Origin of the sequence: Serratia sp. FS14, from assembly GCF_000695995.1 — a bacterium.
Taxonomy (GTDB): Bacteria; Pseudomonadota; Gammaproteobacteria; order Enterobacterales; family Enterobacteriaceae; genus Serratia; species Serratia nematodiphila.
The window spans coordinates 2,000,595-2,021,975 of record NZ_CP005927.1 but is presented as its reverse complement, the minus strand read 5'-3'; the positions used below and the strand labels follow the sequence as shown (position 1 = coordinate 2,021,975).

The window sequence follows — 21,381 nt, the reverse complement described above, 5'->3', positions numbered from 1 at the left end:
CCTGGCGCCGGATACGGCCTAGTCGTTGCCCGCCGGCACCACCACCAGCTTGCCGCCGCCGGCCGACATGGCCTGCACTTCTCGGTCATACATGGCTTCGCCGTAGGCCGGTGGAATAATAAAGCTGCCGGTATTGGTGGCCTTGATCTGATAGACGAACTCCTGCACCTCGGTGCCGGCGCTGCCGTAGATAATCACCCGATCTTCACGGATATCGCTGTAATCCGGCGCCCAGGTGGAGCCGGTGGCGGCCAGCGGCGACTGCCAGCCGCCGCGATCGTCGCTCTCTTCACCGGCGTCGGCCGGCTCCGGCGGCGTCTGCTGCACCACTTCGAACCCGCCCGGCAGGAGATCGACGATCGCCAGGTTGCTCTGCCCCTCTTTCGAGTTGGCGCGCACCTTCAGATGGACGTTGATCTTCTGCCCCAGCGTCACCTGCGTCACCGGCTTGCCCTGTTCGTCGGTGTAATCGCGGACGATCTCAATCCCGCGCGACAGCGCTTTTTGCGGCGCATTCAGATCGTAACCGGCCTGCGTCACCACATACCAGGCCGGCGCGCTGCCGCCGTTGGTGAAGCGCACGGCGGTAGCGTCGGCGTTAAATTGCCCCTGAACGAACAGCCCCTGCAGCTCGCTGATGCGCTGCGGGTCGCCGCCGCTTTTGCCCACCTGCACGATGCCTAACGCGTCCGCATTGGCGGATTGCGCCGCCACCTGGGCCGAATAGCTTTCCAGCGCCAGAATGCTCATTGCCGAGGAGTAGGTGGTGTAACGCTCTTCTTTCAGTGCCTTGACCATATTCTCCAGCACCTGCGGCGGGATCGACGCCACCTTCTCAGGGAAGTGACGGGTAATCAGATACAGCCGCGTCGCATCCTGCACCAGCGGATCGAAATAGTTCTGCGTCCACCAGGCGCTGTCATAGGCTTTGCTCAGTTGCTGCCAGCTCGGTTGCAACAGCGCGGCGGCTTCGTCGTCCATCTTCAACAGGCGATAGGAAGAGGCCAGATAGAGTGCGCTCAGATCGGTTTTCCAGCCCTCGCCATAGCGTTTTTGCAGCGTATCCTGCACCGCCGCCAGCGAGTTGGTGGTCACTTCGCCCTGCAGCGTCAGCAGGTAAACCGCCCAGCTGCGCAGGCGCAGCAGATACAGATCGTCGAATCCGCTGGCCGCCAGCTCACGCAACGCGCCGTTGGCTTCGTCCAGCATGCCTTCCGGCAGGGCGTAACCCGCTGCTTTGGCCTCGAGCAGATATTGCACCACATAAGGCGTGACGAAAGGATCGGCATCCGGCGACGAACGCCATGCGCCGATCGCCCCGCTGTCGTTCTGACGGGCGCGCAGCACGCCCAGCAGATTGCGCAGCTGCTTGCTGACTTCCGCCTGGCTCAGGCTGCTTTTCATCTCCGGATGACGGCTCTGCAGCATCAGCGGAATGGAGCGGCTGACGATCTGCTCGGAACAGTAATACGGGTAATCCGCCAGGTATTGCGCCAGCCCGCTGGTCAGCACCAGCGGCGAATTCGACACCGCCGCCCGGCGCTGTGCGAAGGCGTCGAACATCTGGCGCAGGCCGTCGACGTTCTGGCTGCCGCCGCTCATGCGCCCCATCACCGACTGGGTGCGGTACGGCGCCGCCGGCCGTACCGAGGTGCTGACGGTGCGGCGGCTGGCCTGGTCGCCGTAACGGGCGTCGAACACCAGCGGCGCATCGCCCAGCATGGCTTTGGCGCGCAGGCGGAAGGTGATAACGCCTTCGCGTTTTTCCGCCAGCGTCAGGCTTTGCGTCGCGTTGCCCACCACCTCCAACTGCGGCGGCGGCGTCAGCAGGACGTTGATGGCGACCGACTGGCCTTTCAGCCCTTCAAGATTGTTGCTGACGCCCACGCTGACGTCGAACTCATCGCCCGGCGCCACCATCGCCGGCACATTCGGCGTCATGATGAAGCTGTCGCGCACCGTGGCGGCGGTTTGCGCCTTGCCGATTTTCTCCGGCGTCACCGAAATCGCCATGACGCGGATCTTGCCGTTGAAGTAATCCGGCACCGGATAGACGAACTGTTTCTCGCCGCTGACCTCGGTAATGCCGGACCAATAGGCCACCGGCTTATCGCGCTTGCGCTTGAACGGGTTGAGGTTGAGATCCAGCCCTTCGCCCGCATCGCCGCCCGGCGCCGCGGTCAGCGCCATCAGCTTGCTGAATTCCGGAAGGATCAGATCGAGGATCTGCGAGCTGCTCACGTTGAGTTCGCGCTTGCTGAAGAAGAACTCCAGCGGATCCTTCAGGCGGTAACGCGCCACCTGCAGAATGCCCTCATCGACGGCGAACAGCGCCACCTGCTGCGGCGCATCGGTCTTGACCGTCATCGTCAGGTTTTCACCCGGCTTGATGACCTGCGGCGCCGTCACCTCGAGGCTGTTTTGGCGCGCCTTGGTGCTGATCTTGAACGGCATCACGCCGTAGCTCAGCGGGCTCATGAAGATCTCGCTGGAGTTGATGTCGCGCACGAACTGCACGTTGATGTAGCCGTTGCCCTCCATGCCGGCCGGCACGCGGATCTTCTGCACCGAGCTGGTGGTGTCGGTGTGGAACCACTGCCAGGCGTAAACCTTGTCCTTCTCGATGGTGATCAAGCCGCTGCCGGTATAAGGCGCGTTGATCGCCACCTCGATCTCCTCACCCGGCTGGTATTCCGCCTGGTTGAGTTTCAGCTTCAGTTCGGCATTGCGATCCAGCGAACGGCTCAGGTTGGCGTTGCCGGCCACGCTGTAGGCGACGCGATTGAGCGTCTTGCCCTGCGCATCTTCAATCACCAGCACGAAGTCGCCCGGCTTATCGGTCGCCAGCCGCAGATCCGCGCCCTGCTCGCTCAGCGCCAGCGGCTGTTCCGACAGCTGCACTTCCTTCATCTTCGACTGGTATTTGTAAACGCCCGAATCCTGTTTGGTCAGCACCGAAATGTATTTCTGCTCGATCAACACCTGCTTCAGGTTCGGCATGGCGATCTGTTTCAGGGCCGGATCGATGGCGATCACGTTCAGATGCCGCTCCGCGTCACGGTTGATGTAGCCCAGATCGCCGTCGGCCTTCACCCCAATCAGGTAATCGTAAGGGGAAACCAGCGTACGGGCGGTAGCCGCCACCGAGCGCCCGCCGCCAGCGACGAACGCCTCCGACAGCAATTGCAGCTGATAGGTGGCGTCGGCGTAGGATTTCAGATCGAGCGGAATATCGGCCGCGCCGTGCTCATCGGTGGTGCGATCTTCCAGCTCGGTCTCGAACCCGTCGCTGTTTTGCCGGTTTTCGTAGAACGCATAATCCGGGAAGCGATCGAAGCTCGGATACATTGGCCGCAGCGTCAGCATGGTGGTCACACGGCGATCCTGCGCCGGGGTGCCGAACAGGTTCTGCACATCGATGCTGGCCTTCAGCTCGGACGGTTTTACCCAGCCTTGCTGGCGGTCAGGCGTCAACGCCAGCTTCACTTTCAGCTGATCCGGTTCGAACTCCTTCACATTGACTGCGGTATGGCCGAGCAGCGTGGAGGTATCGTTATTTTTGCCGATCAGATACAGATAGACGTTCCACTCGCCGGTAGGCGAATTTTCATCGGTGGTATAGCTCAGCTCGTTGAAACCGCTGGCGCCCAGCGTCAGCGGCACGGTGGACATCAGCTTATCGCGCGGATCGCGGATTTCGGCGCGCACCGGCACGCCGGCCAGGCCAACGCCCCAGTCGGCGGCGCGGGTGATCAGGCCGATGTTAAAGGTATCCCCCGGCCGATAAACGCCGCGATCGGAGAACAGGTAGCTGCTGAGCGTGCGCGGATCGGTCGGCGTTTGTTCACCGGCAACGTCGAAGCGCGAGAAATCCAGCCCGCGATCGTTATAGCTGCCGGTCGGCAGGAAGGAGACATCCCCTTCTTTCTCCACCAGGAACATCACCGGCTGGCGCTCGTTGGTGTACACATCCAGCGCCGGGAAACGCACGTGCCCATCGGCGCCGGTGGTTTGGCTGAGCAGCGTCACGCCGTTTTTGGCCACCACCGACACGGTGGCGCCGCTGACCGGCGCGCCGCTTTGGATCGACTGCACAAAGACGTCGCGCGTCTTGTCCTGCGAGCTCTTGGCGACGATGCCCAGATCGGTCACCACCACAAAGCGCGAATCGCCGACGTCGGGCTGTTCTTCCCCTTCGCTCTCATCCTGTTCCTGATCCTGCTCGGCGCCCGCCTCTTCCGCCGCCGGTTTTCGATTCGGCTGCCATTCAGACAGCGTCAGCAGGAACACCCCGCGATGGGAACTGGCGTTGGTGGAGAGATAGCGGGAAAGATCGATGCCCTGATAGTTCACTTCCCCCGGCCGCTCGTTGTTGAGCGCCGTCTGGTATTTGAAATGCTCGGTGAAATACTCGTCGTTGAGCCGGTTGAATTCCGTGGAGGAGTATTCCCGGCTTTTGAAGGAGACGATATGCTGCAGCTGGCTCGGGATCACCCGCTTGATGTCCAGCCGCAGGCCCGCCACGTTGCGCGCCGCCACGCTGATCTGCTTGTCGCCGTTGACCGACAGCAGCGAGCCCTGCGACATGAACTGCAGCGATTTCGGGAACTCCGGCACTTCGACCACGCGGTAAACCTTCTTCGGCATTTTGTAACCGCCGGCGGAAACCAGCTGGTTATCGATCTCGAGCAGCACAAAGCGGTGCGCCGGGGCGTCGAAACGGAAGCTGAACTGCGGTTGGTAGGCCTCTTCCGCCTCGTTAAGCGTCAACGGCAGCGGCGTCGCCTGCGCCAGCACGTTTTTACCGACGCTGTCGACCGTCCATTGATAGAAATCGTCGGCATCGTTGGCGGCCTCGGCATCGCTCGGATCGTGCTGCGGCAGCAGCCAGGCTTTCGCGGCCCGCGCCAGCTCGGCATCCTTCACCGCATCACTGAAACCGACCACCAGCGCACGCTGGCCTTTACCGCTGTCGGTATCCACGACCTGGGCGCTGGCGTCGCTCAGCGCCAGGCTGTACAGCGTCGGTACTTTGACCCAGTTGCTTTTCGCCTCTTCGACCGCGTTGCCGGCCGCCGTCGATTTAACGCCCTTGCCGACGGTCAGATGTACCGCGCCGCCCTGATCCAGCGCCTGCAGCGGCTCGGAATGCACCCAGGCGTTCAGTTTTTTCTCGTCATAGACCAGAGAGAAGTTCAGCTTTTTCTCGGAGGTGGCGCTGCCTTCTTTCAATCCCAGCGAAATCTGTTTTTCAAAGCTGCCGACGTCAACCGGCGCGTTGAACTGCAAATTGAAGATCGCGCTGCGTTTTTGCGCATTTTGCGGATCGCGGTAATACTCGGCCTGCCCCAGGCGGTAATCGAACGCGGGCACGGTGAAGGCATAACGGGTTTTGGCGAGCTTGACCTGCGGCGCCAGCAAGGTGGCGGGTTCAAGGGTCACCTCATATTTCGCGCCCATCGGCAGCGGCTTTTTCGCCGTGAACACCAGTGTCGACTCATTGCTCCATGCCCACTGCCCTTCCGCCGACGGTTTCAGAGTGATGCCGGCGCTCACGGTTTTGCCCGCCGCGGTTATCGGCGCAGCCGAGCCGCTGAAGGTCAGGCTCACCGTTTGCGGCGCCTGCCGGGCGGCGGCGTAGTCTATCGGCTCGGGGTTGGACAACTCGGCGTTGATCTCCTGAACCACCATCGGCGCCGGTTCAATCGGTTGGGGCCGGTTTTGCCACCAGTGCCAACCGTAAAATGCGCCGCCCGCAACGCCTGCCAGCAGCAGCAGGCTCAGACCGACCGCTTTCGGGTGTTTATCCACGCCGCTTTCCAGCCGCAAAAAACCGCGCGGCAGCGCAGCCCACCAGGCCGGCGCGCGCCAGCTGAGGTTGCCGACCAGCGGTCTCAGCAACCGCCCCAACAGCGACAACGCCCCGCCCAGCAGGCGACAAACGCCCTTAACCAGGGTAAAAGGCAAACGCAGGATAAACCTTAATAAATCCATTATTGCAGCACCTCATCATCCTAATGCAGCTCCCGGTCAACCGCCGCGGTTAAACCGAGCCGAAAGACGCCGTCGGCTCTCCTGCCCGGCATCCGCGCGAGTACTCTACACTGCCGGGCGGCAAAAATCTGCGCGCCGCCGGCGCATTACGGCTCTTTATTCAACATCAAATCCAGCTGCTGCAGCAGCACCAACAGCGGCAGACTGCTCGGTTCACGATCTTTCAACGTCTCTTCGAAATAAGGCGTGATGGCGAAGCGCGTCGGCAACGGCGCCTCGGCGTCCAACAACGCATACATGCGCGGCAAGAACACCCACTGCAGCCAGGCTTCGGCCGACATGCTGTCGATGCAGAACGGCTCGGTGCTGGAGAAAGCCTCATGCTCAGGGGGCGCGGCCTGCCACAGCGCCAGATCGCGCATGGATTGTTCAATCGCCTGCAAACTGCGGCGCACCTGGTTATGTATACTCATCTGCATTCCCGATCTCTTTTCATCATGGTATTCAGCGCTCTGGCTGAAAGGCGGCAAAGCATAGCATTTTTATAGCCCAAATTCGGCGCGCCTGAGACAGCTCGCCGTTTTTATCTGGTGACGTTCGCCGTCGCGCGGCACAATAGGCCCACCGAATTCACCACACAGATAAAGATTCATGTCCGTAATAACAGAGAAAAAAACCACGCGACGCCCGGTAAGGCCATGTTGGCCTCGGTCACCGGTTATGCCATGGACGGGTTTGACCTGCTGATCCTCGGCTTTATGCTGCCGGCCATCAGCATCGAATTGGGATTATCCTCATCGGCCGCCGGTTCGCTGGTCACCTGGACGCTGATCGGCGCGGTGCTGGGCGGCGTGATCTTCGGCCACCTCAGCGATCGTTTCGGCCGCATCCGGGTGCTGACTATCACCATCCTGATGTTTTCCCTGTTCACCGGCCTGTGCGCCGTGGCGCAAGGCTATTGGGATCTGCTGGCCTATCGCACCCTGGCGGGCATCGGGCTGGGCGGCGAGTTCGGCATCGGCATGGCGCTGATCGCCGAAGCCTGGCCGGCGGAGAAGCGCAACCGCGCTTCGGCTTACGTCGGCATGGGCTGGCAGTTGGGGGTGCTGGCGGCCGCTTTCCTGACGCCGCTGCTGCTGGAACACATCGGCTGGCGCGGCATGTTCCTGGTCGGCCTGCTGCCGGCGCTGGCGTCATTCCTGATCCGCCGCACGCTGGGCGAACCGGAGGAATTTGTGCGGCAGAAAGACGCCGGGCAGCCGCTTTCCTTCCTGCAGCGTTTGCGCCTGCTGTTTAAGGATCGCGCCACCGGCAAGGCCAGCATCGGCATCTTCATTCTCTGTTCGGTGCAGAACTTCGGTTACTACGGGCTGATGATCTGGATGCCGACTTACCTGGCGAAAAACTTTGGTTTCTCGCTCACCAAGTCCGGCCTGTGGACGGCGGTGACGGTCGTGGGCATGACGTTCGGCATCTGGCTGTTTGGCGTGCTGGCCGACCGCTTCGCCCGCTGGAAGATTTTCGTGCTGTATCAGGTCGGCGCGGTGGTGATGGTGATCGGCTACGCCCAGTTGAGCGACCCGATGCTGATGTTGTTCGCCGGCGCCGTGATGGGCATGTTCGTTAACGGCATGATAGGCGGCTACGGCGCGTTGATTTCCGATACTTATCCGGTACAGGCGCGCGCCACCGCGCAAAACATCCTGTTCAATCTCGGGCGCGGTGTCGGCGGCCTGGGGCCATTGGTTATCGGCGCGCTGGTGACGCAGGTGTCGTTCACCGCCGCTATCAGCCTGCTGGCGGCGATTTACCTGCTGGATATCTACGCCACGCTGTTCCTGCTGCCGAAAAAACAGGGCGCAGGCGATACGCTGGGCGCGATTGGTTAACGCTGGCGATGGATTAAGCAGAGAAGCACGCACGGCGGGATAGAACAAAAAGTTGGGGGCACTGCGTTAACAGTGCCCCCGGTTCGTTTTATAGCCATCCCGCTACACAGTGTGCTCCCTGCTCAATCCTTGAAAACTTTTCCTGCGGCCATCCTGACCAAGTGGTCCTTGCATCATCCTGCAGCATCGTCCTGACGCGGTTCCTCAGCCTTCCTGACCCGCCGACAGTCCTGTGCCGGCTCTCAATCTCCGTCCTGGAGGTGTCCCTGGTTTCTATCCTGAAACATCCTGGGCATCTCCTGACGCCATCCTTCGCTCTTGCCTGAGCGCATCCCTTTCTTCGTCCTGAAGCTGCATCATCCTGATGCTTTCCTGCTCCGCCGGTTCCGTTCCGGTAACGATAAGATCGCTTAAATTCCCCGGAATCACAAGGGTTTGAGAGGCGTCTCACACTAAATTAAGCCTAAGAGTTATCCTAAAGAAATTCTAACCAATTGATCTGGATAACAATAATCTCATAGTCTGGAAAAAGGTGGGAAAAATTAAGAGCGATCTCTCACACCCCGTGTGAGAGATCTCTTACACGGGCGACGGCGAATCCGCCGCGCTTCAGTCCAGCACCGGGCGCAGCGCATCGAGGAAATTCCCCAGCGTCGCCGCCAACAAGGTGCGCTTATCGCTGCCGAATTGTTCCAGCACCACGTTGCCGCTAACGTTGCACAGCGACACCATCGTCATCTCGGATTCGGTGGTCGCCAGGAACAGCGTTGGCGACAGCTTGAGACGTTTTTGCGTCACCAGATGACCGATCAGGTTCTCCTGCAGGCGGATAAAATCCTCCTCGCTCCAGACCTGCAGCAGGCTCAGGCGATGCTCCCCAAATTGCGCGCTCATGTCGCCCGCGTATTGCTGCGTGTAAAAACGGTGCGCATCCGGCTGCAAACGCAGCTCCAGCGCGGCTTCTACCTTCTCCAGCGTCGCCGCCGGCTCGAAAGGCTGCGGCAACCACAGCACCTCGTCCTCGCGATTCTCCACGATGCAGGGCGACGGCACGCCGTACAATGCCTGGCTGGCCGGCGCGTGGCCGCGCGCTTGCTGCCACAACTCGACATAGCGTTGAGTGAATTCACGCAGAGCGTGCGATACATCATGGTCCATATTCTTTCTCGCATACGTTAAACTGACGGCCATTGTACCTATCTCTGAGCGAGGTGACAGCAGATGTCCTCCTATCAAGACCACCAGGCCCTGTCAGGGCTGACGCTGGGCAAACCCACCGCCTACCGCGATCGCTACGACGCCACGTTGCTGCAGGCGGTGCCGCGCAGCATGAACCGCGAGCCGCTGGGGCTGTATCCCGACAACCTGCCCTTCCACGGCGCGGACATCTGGACGCTTTACGAACTCTCCTGGCTGAACGCCAACGGGCTGCCGCAGGTGGCGGTCGGCGAGATCAGCCTCAACGCCGACAGCCTGAACCTGATCGAATCGAAAAGCTTCAAACTGTATCTCAACAGCTTCAACCAAACCCCGTTCGCCGATTGGGAAACGGTGCGCAGCACCCTGCAGCGCGATCTGTCTGCCTGTGCCCAGGGCGAGGTAAGCGTCACCCTGTTCAGCGTCGAGCAGCTGGAAGGCACGCCGATCGCCCGTCTGGCCGGCGACTGCATCGACCAGCAGGATATCCGCATCGACAATTATGAGTTCAACGCCGACTACCTGCTGAACGCCGCCGGTGAAGAGGTGGTGGAAGAGCAATTGGTCAGCCACCTGCTGAAGTCCAACTGCCTGATCACCCATCAACCGGACTGGGGCTCGGTGCAAATAAGCTACCGCGGCGGCAAGATCGATCGCGAAGCGCTGCTGCGCTACCTGGTCTCCTTCCGCCACCACAACGAATTCCACGAGCAGTGCGTCGAGCGCATCTTCAACGATCTGATGCGCTACTGCCGGCCGCAAAGCCTGACGGTTTACGCCCGCTACACCCGCCGCGGCGGGCTGGACATCAACCCGTGGCGCAGCAACGTCGTATTCGCTCCCGCGCACGGCCGCCTGGCGCGCCAATAAGTGCGAAACATTGCTCAACAACTGAGCTAACGAGCGGTTTATGTTGGTAAAAGCCCAGGGACGGCGGTAAGGTTAAAACGAGGCTGCGGCCGGGCAGAGCGCCCGCTGCGCCGCAGCACGCCAACCATAACGAGATGCTGTTTTGCTGCGTATGGATTACTACCGCCCCGCACCGGGTGCAAAGGAGTTACCTTGATTACACACATCAGCCCGCTTGGCTCTATGGATTTATTGTCGCAGCTGGAAGTAGACATGCTGAAGCGCACCGCCAGCAGCGACCTGTACCGCCTGTTCCGCAACTGTTCGCTGGCCGTGTTGAACTCCGGCAGCCAAACCGACAACAGCAAACAGCTGCTGTCGCGCTATGAAACCTTCGACATCAACGTGCTGCGCCGCGAGCGCGGGGTGAAGCTGGAGCTGGTCAACCCGCCGGAAGAGGCGTTCGTCGACGGCCGCATCATCCGTTCGCTGCAGGCCAACCTGTTCGCCGTGCTGCGCGACATCCTGTTCGTGCACGGCCAAATCGCCAGCGCCGGCCGTTTCCAGCACCTGAACCTGGAAAACTCGGCCCACATCACCAACCTGGTATTTTCGATCCTGCGCAATGCGCGCACGCTGCATCTGGATGAAGATCCCAACATGGTGGTGTGCTGGGGCGGGCACTCGATCAACGAGAACGAATATCTGTACGCGCGCAAGGTCGGCAGCCAGCTGGGCCTGCGCGAGCTCAACATCTGCACCGGCTGCGGGCCGGGCGCCATGGAAGCGCCGATGAAAGGCGCGGCGGTCGGTCACGCGCAGCAGCGTTACCGCAACAGCCGCTTTATCGGCATGACCGAGCCTTCGATCATCGCCGCCGAGCCGCCTAACCCGCTGGTGAACGAGCTGGTGATCATGCCGGACATCGAAAAACGCCTGGAAGCCTTCGTGCGCATCGCGCATGGCATCATTATCTTCCCGGGCGGCGTCGGCACCGCCGAAGAGCTGCTGTACCTGTTGGGTATCCTGATGAACCCGGAGAACAGTGAACAGGTGCTGCCGCTGATCCTGACCGGGCCGAAAGAGAGCGCCGACTACTTCCGCGTGCTGGACGAGTTCATCATGAACACGCTGGGCGACGAAGCGCGCCGCCATTACACCATCATCATCGACGATCCGGCGGAAGTGGCGCGGCAGATGAAAAAAGCCATGCCGCTGGTGAAGGAAAACCGCCGCAACACCGGCGACGCCTACAGCTTTAACTGGTCGATCCGCATCGCGCCGGATCTGCAGCTGCCGTTCGAGCCGACCCACGAGAACATGGCGAACCTCAACCTGTATCCGAACCAGCCGCCGGAGCAATTGGCCGCCGCGCTGCGCCGCGCCTTCTCCGGCATCGTGGCCGGCAACGTGAAGGAAAACGGCATCCACGCCATTGAGCAGTTCGGCCCGTACAAGCTGCACGGCGAACCACAAATGATGAAGCAGATGGATAGCCTGCTGCAGGGCTTTGTCGCCCAGCACCGCATGAAGCTGCCGGGCAGCGCCTATGTGCCCTGCTACGAAATCGTCGCCTGATCCTCAATCCCGGGCGGCGTAACGGCCGCCCTGTTTTTTCTGACCTTACCGCCCATGATGATACACCTACTGATTGTCGACGCCCTGAACCTCATCCGCCGCATTCACGCCGTGCAGGGCTCCCCTTGCGTCAACGCCTGCCGCCACGCGCTGCAGCAGTTGCTCCAGCACAGCCGCCCGACCCACGCGGTGGCGGTATTCGACGAGGACGACCGCAGCGACAGCTGGCGCCACCAAATTCTGCCGGACTACAAGGCCGGGCGCTCGCCGATGCCGGAAAACCTGCAGCAGGAGATGCCGCAGCTGCGCGAGGCCTTCGCCGAGTTGGGCGTCGCCAGCTGGCATTCGCCCGGCAATGAGGCGGACGATCTGGCGGCCACGCTGGCGGCGAAGGTCGCCGGCGGCGGCCACCAGGTGACCATCGTCTCCACCGACAAAGGCTATTGCCAACTGCTGGCGCCGAACATACAAATTCGCGATTACTTCCAGAAACGCTGGCTGGATATGCCTTTCGTGCAACAGGAGTTTGGCGTGCAGCCGCAGCAGCTGCCGGACTATTGGGGGCTGGCGGGAATTGGCAGCAGCAAGATCCCCGGCGTGGCCGGCATCGGACCGAAAACCGCCGTGCTGCTGCTGCAGCAGTCGGGCAGTCTGGACGGGATCTATCAGCACCTGGAGCAGGTGCCGGAAAAATGGCGCAGTAAGCTGGAGCAGCACCGCGAGCTGGCCTACGTCAGCAAACGGGTCGCCACGCTGCGCACCGATCTGTCGCTGGACGGCAACCTGCAGCAGCTGCGCCTGCCGATACAATAAGGGCGCTGCAAGCAGCGCCCTTCATCAAGGCTTCACGCGGTTAATCGCGCTCGTCGCGGCGGCCCGGCACCGCCGACCACATGCGGCGCACGTGTACGGTGATCTCTTCGCGATCGTGATACAGCTGCTTGGCGTGCACTTCAGCGCTGATGCCGGCGGCGCCCAACGCTTCGCGGATGCTCATCAGGTTTTGCGACACTTCCTCGTAGCGCTTTTTCATCGGCAGTTTGAGGTTAAAGATCGCTTCGCGGCACCAGCCTTTCACCAGCCACTGAATCATCAGGCTGGTCACCTTCGCCGGTTTTTCCACCATGTCGCACACCAACCAATAGATCTTGCTGCTGTTCGGCTCGAACTTGAAGCCGTCGGCGCGGTGATGCGTTACCTGGCCGGTTTCCATCAGGCTCGGCGCCATCGGGCCATTATCCACCGAATGCACCATCATGCTGCGCTTCACCAGCTGATAGGTCCAGCCGCCCGGGCAGGCCCCCAGATCGACCGCATGCATGCCGCTGGCCAGGCGCTCGTCCCACTCGTCGGCGGGGATGAACACATGGAACGCTTCTTCCAGCTTCAGCGTCGAACGGCTCGGCGCATCGGCCGGGAAACGCAGACGCGGAATGCCCATATAGAACGGTGAGTTGTTATTGCTGTAGGAGTAACCGACGTAACAGCAGCCCGGCGCGATGAAGAACACGTGCACCACCGGGCGAGTCGGGTTCTCCCGCGCCATCAGCACCTTCTGCTCACGCATCGCGGCGCGCAGCGGCACCGTCAGCTTGCGGCAGAATTTCATCAGCTCTTTGCTTTCGTTGGTGTCCGGCACTTCCACCCGCAGCTCGCCGCCGCGATCGACCACGCCGATCAGCATGCCGACGATCGGCGATACCCGATCTTCCTGCGGCAGATCGCGCAGCAGCTCCCCCACCACGATCATCTGGCGGGCGAAAATCAGTTCGCGGAACGGAATCTCCCGCGCCAGGCGGTCGGCATCGTCCGGCTGATAGCATTCGAACAACACGTAACCGCTGTGCTCTTTTACCCGCGCAAAGCCGTAAATCTCCAGCTGGGCGGCTTTATCGGTGATCTCCGCCGCACACTCTTTTTCGAAGCCGGGGCGGCAGTACAACGCAATCTTATTCATGGCGCTCGGCCTTTTTCCTCAGACGCAAAGCGCCAATCAACATCAATATCCAGCCGATCAAGAAGCACACGCCGCCAACCGGCGTGATATATACCCAGACCTTCAGGTGCGACAGCGCCAGGCAATAGAGGCTGCCGCTGAACAACACGGTGCCGAACGCCAACAGCGCTCCGCTCCAGTAAAACCACAGGCTCACGCGGCGCTGCATCGCGACCGCCAGCGCCAGGATGGCCAGGGTATGGAACCCCTGATACTCCAGCCCGGTGCGGATCCAGGCCATTTCGTTGGCGCCCAGCGTGCCGCTTAACACATGCGCGCCGAATGCGCCCAACGCGACAAACACAAAGCCGCTGATAGCGGCGAAAACCAGCATGGAACGGCTGCTCATCGTGATCTATCCCATTAAAAATCACCGGCCGCGGCAAGGCGGCGGCCGGCCTTATTGTTCGTAGCGGAAGCGGAACTTCTCTTGTTCGCTGGCGGCACGCGCCAGGATCCACTGCCGGAAGGCGGCTATTTTACCCAGTTCTGCCTGGCTGTCATGACATACCAGATAAAAAGCATTTTTACTGACCAACACATCGTTGAACGGGCACACCAGACGACCGGCTTCGATCTCGGTTTGCGCCATCACGTTATTCACCAGCGCCACGCCCTGGCCGTGCACCGCCGCCTGCACCACCATGGCGCTGTGGCTGAAGATCGGCCCCTGCTGCACATTGATGTGTTGCAACCCCAGCTGGCGCGTATAGGCCAGCCAGTCACGGCGTGAAACGTCATGCAGCAACGTATGATAAGCCAGATCGTCTGCGGTTTTCAGCGGATGATCGCCGGTCAGCAGGCTCGGCGAACAAACCGGCAGCAGATATTCCGCATACAGGCGCTCGGCGCGCAGCCCCGGCCAATTGCCGCGGCCGTAGAAAATCGCCACATCGACGTCGTCCGCCAGCTTGTCTTCTTCGCGGTCCACCGCCTGGATGCGCACATCGATCCCCGGATAAGCTGAGTTAAAGCCGGACAGGCGCGGCACCAGCCACTGAATGGCGAAGCTCGGCGGCAGACTGACGGTCAATGCCCCCTTGGCGCTGCGCGCCTGCAGCTTGCGCGTCGCCTCGTTGATCGAAGAGAAGATCTCCTTGATATCGAGGTAGTAACTTTGCCCCTCTTCGGTCAGCAGCAGCGAGCGGTTGCGCCGACGAAACAGCTTCAGCCCGAGGAAGTCCTCCAGCGACTTGATCTGGTGGCTCACCGCGGCCTGGGTCACGAACAGCTCTTCCGCCGCCTTGGTGAAACTCAGGTGGCGAGCGGCCGCATCGAACACGCGCAGCGCATTGAGGGGAGGTAAGCGTTTAGACATTAAATTAGCTACTTTTGTGTAACATTAATCCGAATGATTCGGCGCCGAAAATCGGGCGGCTTTGCGTGGCAAGCCATCGGTAAACGCTAACGGCGTATTGCCATTAGTTTTTTTATCCGAGCCATTATAATTTGTCCGTTGAGGATGCGCCAGCAAATACCTATAGTGGCGGCACTTCCCGGGCCGGAACGAAAAGGGAGTGGGTGTCGAGGACGCCGATGAACTTTTGGCTTGTGGTTGTGATGTTGTGTTTGCAAATTGTCCGGCGATTCCGGACATGGTAGCTAGGCTACTGTTTTTTCACTTCCTGTACATTTACCCTGTCTGTCCATAGTGATTTTATGCAGCACCGCAAAACTTGCGGTGCTTTTTTTTGCCTGACGATTACTGGTTGCTTTCAACCATCTCTTTCACATCGGCGCGGTTGATCTGTTGCTCGACGCCGTTGGCGTCTTTATAGCTGATCATGCCGGTGTCGTTGTCCACTTTAGGCTTACCGTCAGCGACAATGGTGCGTCCGTCATTGGTATGCATCACGTAGTTGCTGGAACAGGCGGCCAGGGTGAACGTAAGCATCAGGGCAGAGAGAACTGCGGCTGTTTTCTTCATTGAGGACTCCTTTGTAGTTTTAAATGCTGATAAATACCTTTTATGTGTATAGATGCGATTAATAAGCGCACGTTTAATAGCATAACAAACTTTCCCAATTTTGCCAGGCGATAAGTCCTAATCGGCGCGAACGCTTGTCTCCGGCGGCAAAATAGGACAGGATCACCCATCGACTCAAGCCAGTGACAATCAGGGTATGACGCCTTTTAACCCCAGCCTTTTTCGCCAACAGTTTCCCGCGCTCGCGCAGGACGGCATCTATCTGGACAGCGCCGCCACCGCGTTGAAACCGCAGGCGGTGATCGACGCCACGCAGCAGTTTTATCGCGACGACGCCGCCACCGTGCACCGCAGCCAGCATCGGGCGGCGCAGGATCTGACCGCCCGTTTCGAGCAGGCGCGCGGCCAGGTCGCGCAACTGATCCATGCGCCGTCGGCCGACGACATCGTCTGGACGCGCGGCACCACCGAGGCGATCAACCTGGTGGCACAGAGCTACCTGCGCCCGCGTCTGCAGCCAGATGATGAAATTCTGGTGAGCGAAGCGGAACACCATGCCAACCTGATCCCCTGGCTGATGGTGGCGGAGCAAACCGGCGCGCGGGTGGTGAAACTGCCGATCGGCGCCGATCGGTTGCCGGACCTGGCGCAGCTGCCCGCCCTGCTCAATGACAAAACCCGCCTGTTGGCGCTGGGGCAAATGTCCAACGTCACCGGCGGCTGCCCGGATCTGGCGCCGGCTATCGCGCTGGCCCATGCCGCCGGCGCGCGCGTAATGATCGACGGCGCCCAGGGCGTGGTGCACGACCCGGCCGACGTACAGCGGCTCGACATCGATTTTTACGCCTTCTCCGGCCACAAGCTGTATGGCCCGACCGGCATCGGCGCGCTGTACGGCAAAGCCGAGCTGCTGGCGCAGATGGCGCCGTGGCAAGGAGGGGGAAAGATGCTGATCCAGGCGTCGTTCGACGGCTTTACCCCGCAAAAGCCGCCGCACTGCTTCGAGGCCGGCACGCCAAACATCGCCGGCGTGCTGGGATTGGCCGCTGCGCTCACCTGGCTCAGCGAACAGGATATGGCGGCGGCGGAGCGCTACAGCCGCGAGCTGGCGGACCGGGCGGAACAGCGGTTGGCGCAGCTGCCGGGCTTTCGCAGCTTCCGCAGTTCCGGTTCCAGCCTGCTGGCGTTCGATATCTCCGGCGTACACCACAGCGACATCATCACGCTGCTGGCGGAGCAAGGCATTGCGCTGCGCGCCGGCCAGCACTGTGCGCAGCCGCTGATGGCGGCGTTAGGCGTCAGCGGCACGCTGCGCGCGTCGTTCGCTCCCTACAATACTCAACAGGACGTCGATACGCTGGTCAGCGCGTTAACTCACGCCCTCGATCTGCTGGCCGACTGACTTGACTCCCGGAGACGCTATGCTCGCCCCCCATCCTTTTGGCCGAGAGGTCACCGCCGACGCGTTGATCGCCACCTTCAGCGCGCTGAAACAGTGGGAAGACCGCTACCGCCAGCTGATTATGCTCGCAAAACGGCTGCCGCCGCTGCCGGAAGCCTTGCGCAGTGAAGAAATGGCATTGAGCGGTTGTGAAAACCGCGTCTGGCTGGGGCACCAGTTGCTGGAAGACGGCACGCTGCACTTCTATGGCGACAGCGAAGGCCGCATCGTGCGCGGCCTGCTGGCGGTGCTGCTGACCGAAGTGGAAGGGAAAACGCCGCCGCAGATCGCCGCAATGGATCCGCTGGCGCTGTTCGACCGCCTGGCATTGCGCGCGCAGCTGAGCGCCACCCGCGCCAGCGGCCTGGCGGCGTTGGCCGCCGCCGTAAAGGCGATCGCCGCCCGTTACGCCTGACGCGCCGCCTTCGCCACCATCTTTTTCAGCGCGTGCGACACGGCGACGAAGCCGAAGGTGGCGGTGACCATGGTCGCCGCGCCGAAACCTGCGCTGCAATCCATTCTTTTCGGCCCTTCCGCCGTGCTGCGCGAAGCGCATACCGAGCCGTCCGGCTGCGGATAAACCAGCGGCTCGCTGGAGAAGACACAGTCGATGCCCAGCTTGCCCTTGCCGTTTTTCACCACGTTGAAATCGTGCTTCAGCCGCTCGCGCAGTTTGGCGGCCAGCGGATCCTGAATGGTCTTCGCCAGATCGGCCACTTCGATTTTAGTCGGGTCTATTTGCCCGCCGGCGCCGCCGGTAGTCACCACAGGGATCTTGAAACGGCGGCAGTAGGACAGCAGCGCCGCCTTCGGCCGCACGCTGTCGATGGCGTCGATGACATAGCTGAAGTTATGGTCCAGCAGCTCGGCGACGTTGTCCGGGGTAATGAAATCATCGATGCAGGTCACCCGGCATTCCGGGTTAATCGCCAGGATACGCTCCGCCATTACCTCGGTTTTCGATTGCCCGACATGCTGACGCAATGCGTGGATTTGACGATTGGTATTGGTGACGCAGACATCATCCATGTCGATCAGGGTGATGGCGCCGATGCCGGTGCGCGCCAGCGCCTCAGCCGCCCAGGAACCCACGCCGCCGATGCCGATCACGCAGACGTGTGCCTGCGCGAACACCGCCAGCGCCTGCTGGCCGTACAACCGCGCCGTGCCGCCGAAACGCTGCAGATAGGCTTCCGAATAAGCTGTGCTCATAACGCTTTAATTACCTTCGTAATGCAAATGATAAGGGCCGGAAAATCCGGCCCTTGCGGGTCAATCTTTTCACACCGCGCGCGTTTACCGGGTGGCCAACAACGAACCGCCGCCGTTTGACTGATTGGCGCTGAACAGCTGGCCACCGCCGTTGTTCTTCAGCACCCAGACGCGGCCGTAGTGGTTGTAGTACCCCGCCGAGTGGCCGGCTTCCGGCCCGATGCCCTGATACATGTCAAAATGCTGGCCCTTGATGGCGCCGCCCACGTCGAGCGCGACCATCAGACGCATCTCGTATTTTCCCGTGAATTTACCCTTGTTGTCCAGCAGCGGCACTTCGGCCAGCAGCGTGGTGCCCGCCGGGATCAGCGAACGGTCGGAAGCCACCGAGGCTTTGGCAATCAGCGGCACCGCACTGGCGCCTTTCACCGGCGCAAAAGCTTCCGGGCGGAAGAACACGAACGACGGGTTCTGCTCCAGCAGCTCACGCACCTCTGCGGCGCTGTGGGTATCCGCCCACTGACGGATCGCCTGCATCGACATGTCCGCCTTGGCCACTTCGCCGCGATCGATCAGCACCTTGCCGATGCTGCGATAGGCGTGGCCGTTCTTGCCGCCGTAGCCGAAGAACACCAGCGGCTGGCCGTTGCCGTAGTCGACATAACCGCTGCCCTGGACTTCCATCATGAAGTTGTCCATCAGCGAGTTGGTGTAAGCGATGATATAGCGATCGTCGAGCGCGCCGGAGTAGATGCCCGCGCGATCCGGCAAGCGGCCCCTGCCCTTCGGCGGCATGCGGTACAGCGGATAGCGGAACTCGCCCTGTTGGGTATAGCGCGCCTGCACCACCGGCGTATAGTAGCCGGTAAACTGCACGTTGCCGTAATTGTCGACGCCTTCCATCTGGTAAGCGCTGAGGCCGTACTGGCTCAGCATGCGCGTGTCGGCGCCGGACGCCATCCAGCTTTGCACCGCCTGATAGGTGCTGTTGTTGCGGTTAAACAGCGAAGGCGACGCGTACTTGATCTCCATCAGCTGATCCGAGTAATCCTTGGCGTTGACCGGCGAACCTTTGGCGTTGGGCTGATTGACCAGCTCCAGCGATTGATCCAGACGGCCGTCCTTATATTGCTGACCCCGATCGGTCGGCTTGGACGAACAGCCCGCCAACACCGCCACCATCAACCCGCCCAGCAGGTATTTGCCCCAACGTCCTTTCATCGCGCACACTCTCAAACTGATATGATCTACCGGCTGAACGATAACAAACGCTCATTGATAAAGGAATCGCTGCAAATAAAAAAAGCCGCACGGAGGATGGTGATGAAAAAGAAGGCAAATTGCGGGCAAATTCAGCAGAAAAACGGGTTTAGGGCAATAAAATGCAAAAAGGGTTTGCAACAAAACGCATGGAGAGTATAGTGCGCATCCATCGGACGCGGGGTGGAGCAGCCTGGTAGCTCGTCGGGCTCATAACCCGAAGGTCGTCGGTTCAAATCCGGCCCCCGCAACCAACCGATGCCGCATTGGCGGTATTTTTCTTTTGGTTTCGATAACAAAGTATTACACGGACGCGGGGTGGAGCAGCCTGGTAGCTCGTCGGGCTCATAACCCGAAGGTCGTCGGTTCAAATCCGGCCCCCGCAACCAACCGAATGTCGTACCAGCGGCATAACATGAACGGTGGTTTCGTCGTAATACCGCATCAAGACGGACGCGGGGTGGAGCAGCCTGGTAGCTCGTCGGGCTCATAACCCGAAGGTCGTCGGTTCAAATCCGGCCCCCGCAACCAACTCTTGATGACAACAGATAAGCACCCTGACGGGTGTTTTTTTGTATCTGCAATCCGCGAAAATAGCCGGACTCCCGCCCGGCCCTGCCGTTATCGACTCGCCAGCGCGCCGCCGTTGGCGAAATAAGCCTTGATGCCCGCCAGAATCGACTCCGCCACCTGCTGCTGGAAGTGGCTGGTGCGCAGCTTGCGCTCCTCTTCGATGTTGCTGATAAACGCCGTTTCCACCAGGATCGACGGGATATCCGGCGCCTTCAACACTGCAAAACCGGCCTGATCGACGCGATTCTTGTGCAACCGGTTGATTTTGCCCATCCGGTTCAACACTTCCTTGCCGAATTTCAGGCTGTCGTTGATGGTCGCGGTCTGGATCAGATCGAACATGGTGTGGTCGAGATAGCGGTCGCCGCTCTTGCTGACGCCGCCGATTTGGTCCGAGGCATTCTGCGTCTGCGCCAGGAACTTGGCCGCCGAGCTGGTGGCGCCTTTGGTGGACAATGCGAACACCGATGACCCGCGCGCAGCGCGGCTGGTGAAGGCGTCGGCATGAATCGAAACGAACAGATCGGCGCGCTGCTTGCGCGCCTTGGCGACGCGCACCTTGAGCGGAATAAACACGTCCTCATTACGCGTCATGAACACTTTCATGTTCGGCTCGCGCTTGATCATGGCGCTCAGCTTGCGGGCAATCTGCAGTACGATGTCTTTCTCGCGCGTCTTGTACTTGCCGATCGCACCGGGATCTTCGCCGCCGTGGCCAGGATCCAGCATGATGACGATCGGCCGATCGCGCCCCGCTTTGCCGGCCTGCGGCGCTTCCGGCGGCAGCGTGCGCTCCAGATCGCCCTTGTTGTAATCTTCCAGTAACGCCAGTAGCGGATCATATTCCTCGCCGCCGCTGCCGCCCTTGGTCGGATAGAGATCCATCACCAGACGGTTGCGATACTCCGGCACCGGCGCCAGCGTGAAAATATGCGGGCTGACGCTTTGTTTGAGCTCCAGCACCAGCCGCACGGTATTCTGATCGAACTGGCCGACGCGCGCCTGCTTGAGATAAGGATCGTCGGCGCGCACCTGCCCGGCGATGCCCTTCAGCACGCTGTTGAGGTGAACGCCTTCGATATCCACCACCACGCGATCGGGATTGGTCAGGGCGAACTGCTTGTATTTCAGCTCGACGTTGGATTCCAGCGTGACGCGGGTATAGGTGGAGGATGGCCAGACGCGCACGGCGATCACGTGCGATGATGCGGCGAAGCCCGTACGACTCACACTCAGCAACCAGCTGGCGGCAACGCCCTGTAATAAACGACGGCGGCCCAGATTGTGATTAGCGTTTGGCATGCGGCTCCGGCAGTAATAGCTGTTTACAACAGATGAAAAAAACACCAATGAAATGGGGATGCCGAAAACTTTAACCAATCATTCCAGCCCTGTCATCAGAAAATCTTTTTATGGTTTTTCAATTTATTAACGATTTAGCGCCCTTAGCGCACGCTTCATGACG

General features: G+C 60.8%; 16 protein-coding genes and 3 tRNA genes. 9 read left to right on the top strand and 10 right to left on the bottom strand.

What is annotated here, in order from left to right; translation table 11 throughout:
• Window positions 1-18: 18 nt before the first annotated feature.
• A complete protein-coding gene (locus tag L085_RS09110) occupies window positions 19-5,994 on the bottom strand; it encodes an alpha-2-macroglobulin (protein WP_044030604.1) in 5,976 nt (1,991 codons plus the stop codon).
• 146 nt (window positions 5,995-6,140) lie between these two features.
• Entirely contained in the window at window positions 6,141-6,467 is a 327-nt protein-coding gene (locus L085_RS09105) for a YqcC family protein (RefSeq protein WP_044031989.1), read from the bottom strand.
• Between the two features lie 225 nt (window positions 6,468-6,692).
• Here L085_RS09105 and L085_RS09100 point away from each other — a divergent pair, with 225 nt between their 5' ends.
• Window positions 6,693-7,883 (top strand): MFS transporter, encoded by a 1,191-nt coding sequence (locus L085_RS09100; RefSeq protein ID WP_021505656.1) that lies wholly within the window; start codon window positions 6,693-6,695, stop codon window positions 7,881-7,883.
• A 609-nt stretch (window positions 7,884-8,492) separates the two neighbouring features.
• Here L085_RS09100 and syd read toward each other — a convergent pair.
• The gene (gene syd, locus L085_RS09095; RefSeq protein ID WP_004931906.1) at window positions 8,493-9,041 is read right to left on the bottom strand and encodes a SecY-interacting protein; all 549 of its coding nucleotides are present in this window, start codon (window positions 9,039-9,041) and stop codon (window positions 8,493-8,495) included.
• A 63-nt stretch (window positions 9,042-9,104) separates the two neighbouring features.
• Between syd and queF the strand changes: the two genes are divergently transcribed.
• The 3 genes from queF to xni all read left to right on the top strand — a co-directional run bounded on the left by queF (window position 9,105) and on the right by xni (window position 12,320).
• A complete protein-coding gene (gene queF / locus L085_RS09090) occupies window positions 9,105-9,950 on the top strand; it encodes an NADPH-dependent 7-cyano-7-deazaguanine reductase QueF (RefSeq protein WP_004931905.1) in 846 nt (281 codons plus the stop codon).
• 192 nt (window positions 9,951-10,142) lie between these two features.
• Window positions 10,143-11,507 (top strand): nucleotide 5'-monophosphate nucleosidase PpnN, encoded by a 1,365-nt coding sequence (ppnN, locus tag L085_RS09085; RefSeq protein ID WP_021505658.1) that lies wholly within the window; start codon window positions 10,143-10,145, stop codon window positions 11,505-11,507.
• A 54-nt stretch (window positions 11,508-11,561) separates the two neighbouring features.
• The gene (gene xni / locus L085_RS09080) at window positions 11,562-12,320 is read left to right on the top strand and encodes a flap endonuclease Xni (protein ID WP_044030603.1); all 759 of its coding nucleotides are present in this window, start codon (window positions 11,562-11,564) and stop codon (window positions 12,318-12,320) included.
• Between the two features lie 40 nt (window positions 12,321-12,360).
• Here xni and rlmM read toward each other — a convergent pair whose 3' ends face one another.
• From rlmM to L085_RS09060, 4 genes are all read right to left on the bottom strand, one after another.
• A complete protein-coding gene (rlmM, locus tag L085_RS09075; RefSeq protein ID WP_044030602.1) occupies window positions 12,361-13,464 on the bottom strand; it encodes a 23S rRNA (cytidine(2498)-2'-O)-methyltransferase RlmM in 1,104 nt (367 codons plus the stop codon).
• The gene (locus L085_RS09070) at window positions 13,457-13,852 is read right to left on the bottom strand and encodes a DUF423 domain-containing protein (RefSeq protein ID WP_004931896.1); all 396 of its coding nucleotides are present in this window, start codon (window positions 13,850-13,852) and stop codon (window positions 13,457-13,459) included. The genes rlmM and L085_RS09070 overlap by 8 nt, the downstream gene beginning before the upstream one ends.
• A gap of 51 nt (window positions 13,853-13,903) precedes the next feature.
• Window positions 13,904-14,821: a transcriptional regulator GcvA gene (locus L085_RS09065; protein ID WP_004931894.1), complete on the bottom strand. Its 918-nt coding sequence runs from the start codon at window positions 14,819-14,821 to the stop codon at window positions 13,904-13,906.
• A gap of 384 nt (window positions 14,822-15,205) precedes the next feature.
• Window positions 15,206-15,430: a YgdI/YgdR family lipoprotein gene (locus tag L085_RS09060; RefSeq protein WP_025304050.1), complete on the bottom strand. Its 225-nt coding sequence runs from the start codon at window positions 15,428-15,430 to the stop codon at window positions 15,206-15,208.
• 196 nt (window positions 15,431-15,626) lie between these two features.
• Here L085_RS09060 and csdA point away from each other — a divergent pair, with 196 nt between their 5' ends.
• Complete coding sequence (csdA, locus tag L085_RS09055) at window positions 15,627-16,832, top strand: cysteine desulfurase CsdA (RefSeq protein ID WP_044030601.1); 1,206 nt, start codon at window positions 15,627-15,629, stop codon at window positions 16,830-16,832.
• Between the two features lie 19 nt (window positions 16,833-16,851).
• Window positions 16,852-17,286, top strand: coding sequence for a cysteine desulfurase sulfur acceptor subunit CsdE (gene csdE / locus L085_RS09050; RefSeq protein WP_044030600.1), 435 nt, complete (start codon window positions 16,852-16,854; stop codon window positions 17,284-17,286).
• On the opposite strand, the gene tcdA is transcribed toward csdE, so the two are convergent.
• Both tcdA and mltA read right to left on the bottom strand, forming a co-directional pair.
• Complete coding sequence (gene tcdA, locus L085_RS09045; RefSeq protein ID WP_004931886.1) at window positions 17,277-18,083, bottom strand: tRNA cyclic N6-threonylcarbamoyladenosine(37) synthase TcdA; 807 nt, start codon at window positions 18,081-18,083, stop codon at window positions 17,277-17,279. The two genes, csdE and tcdA, sit on opposite strands and share 10 nt — an antisense overlap.
• Before the next feature lie 84 nt (window positions 18,084-18,167).
• Entirely contained in the window at window positions 18,168-19,304 is a 1,137-nt protein-coding gene (gene mltA / locus L085_RS09040; RefSeq protein WP_004931884.1) for a murein transglycosylase A, read from the bottom strand.
• Window positions 19,305-19,520: 216 nt separating this feature from the next.
• Here mltA and L085_RS09035 point away from each other — a divergent pair.
• The 3 genes from L085_RS09035 to L085_RS09025 all read left to right on the top strand — a co-directional run bounded on the left by L085_RS09035 (window position 19,521) and on the right by L085_RS09025 (window position 19,874).
• A tRNA-Met gene (locus L085_RS09035) sits at window positions 19,521-19,597 on the top strand.
• Between the two features lie 58 nt (window positions 19,598-19,655).
• Window positions 19,656-19,732, top strand: a tRNA-Met gene (locus tag L085_RS09030).
• 65 nt (window positions 19,733-19,797) lie between these two features.
• Window positions 19,798-19,874 (top strand) — tRNA-Met (locus tag L085_RS09025).
• Window positions 19,875-19,964: 90 nt separating this feature from the next.
• On the opposite strand, the gene amiC is transcribed toward L085_RS09025, so the two are convergent.
• On the bottom strand, window positions 19,965-21,218 hold the full coding sequence (amiC, locus tag L085_RS09020; protein WP_004931882.1) for an N-acetylmuramoyl-L-alanine amidase AmiC: 1,254 nt from the start codon (window positions 21,216-21,218) through the stop codon (window positions 19,965-19,967).
• Between the last annotated feature and the right edge of the window lie 163 nt (window positions 21,219-21,381).

Coding starts and splice junctions, on each gene's coding strand:
- L085_RS09110 (WP_044030604.1), bottom strand. CDS start 5,994: ATGGATTTATTAAGGTTTATCCTGCGTTTGCCTTTTACCCTGGTTAAG.
- L085_RS09105 (WP_044031989.1), bottom strand. CDS start 6,467: ATGAGTATACATAACCAGGTGCGCCGCAGTTTGCAGGCGATTGAACAA.
- L085_RS09100 (WP_021505656.1), top strand. CDS start 6,693: ATGTTGGCCTCGGTCACCGGTTATGCCATGGACGGGTTTGACCTGCTG.
- syd (WP_004931906.1), bottom strand. CDS start 9,041: ATGGACCATGATGTATCGCACGCTCTGCGTGAATTCACTCAACGCTAT.
- queF (WP_004931905.1), top strand. CDS start 9,105: ATGTCCTCCTATCAAGACCACCAGGCCCTGTCAGGGCTGACGCTGGGC.
- xni (WP_044030603.1), top strand. CDS start 11,562: ATGATGATACACCTACTGATTGTCGACGCCCTGAACCTCATCCGCCGC.
- rlmM (WP_044030602.1), bottom strand. CDS start 13,464: ATGAATAAGATTGCGTTGTACTGCCGCCCCGGCTTCGAAAAAGAGTGT.
- L085_RS09070 (WP_004931896.1), bottom strand. CDS start 13,852: ATGAGCAGCCGTTCCATGCTGGTTTTCGCCGCTATCAGCGGCTTTGTG.
- L085_RS09065 (WP_004931894.1), bottom strand. CDS start 14,821: ATGTCTAAACGCTTACCTCCCCTCAATGCGCTGCGCGTGTTCGATGCG.
- L085_RS09060 (WP_025304050.1), bottom strand. CDS start 15,430: ATGAAGAAAACAGCCGCAGTTCTCTCTGCCCTGATGCTTACGTTCACC.
- csdA (WP_044030601.1), top strand. CDS start 15,627: ATGACGCCTTTTAACCCCAGCCTTTTTCGCCAACAGTTTCCCGCGCTC.
- csdE (WP_044030600.1), top strand. CDS start 16,852: ATGCTCGCCCCCCATCCTTTTGGCCGAGAGGTCACCGCCGACGCGTTG.
- tcdA (WP_004931886.1), bottom strand. CDS start 18,083: ATGAGCACAGCTTATTCGGAAGCCTATCTGCAGCGTTTCGGCGGCACG.
- mltA (WP_004931884.1), bottom strand. CDS start 19,304: ATGAAAGGACGTTGGGGCAAATACCTGCTGGGCGGGTTGATGGTGGCG.
- amiC (WP_004931882.1), bottom strand. CDS start 21,218: ATGCCAAACGCTAATCACAATCTGGGCCGCCGTCGTTTATTACAGGGC.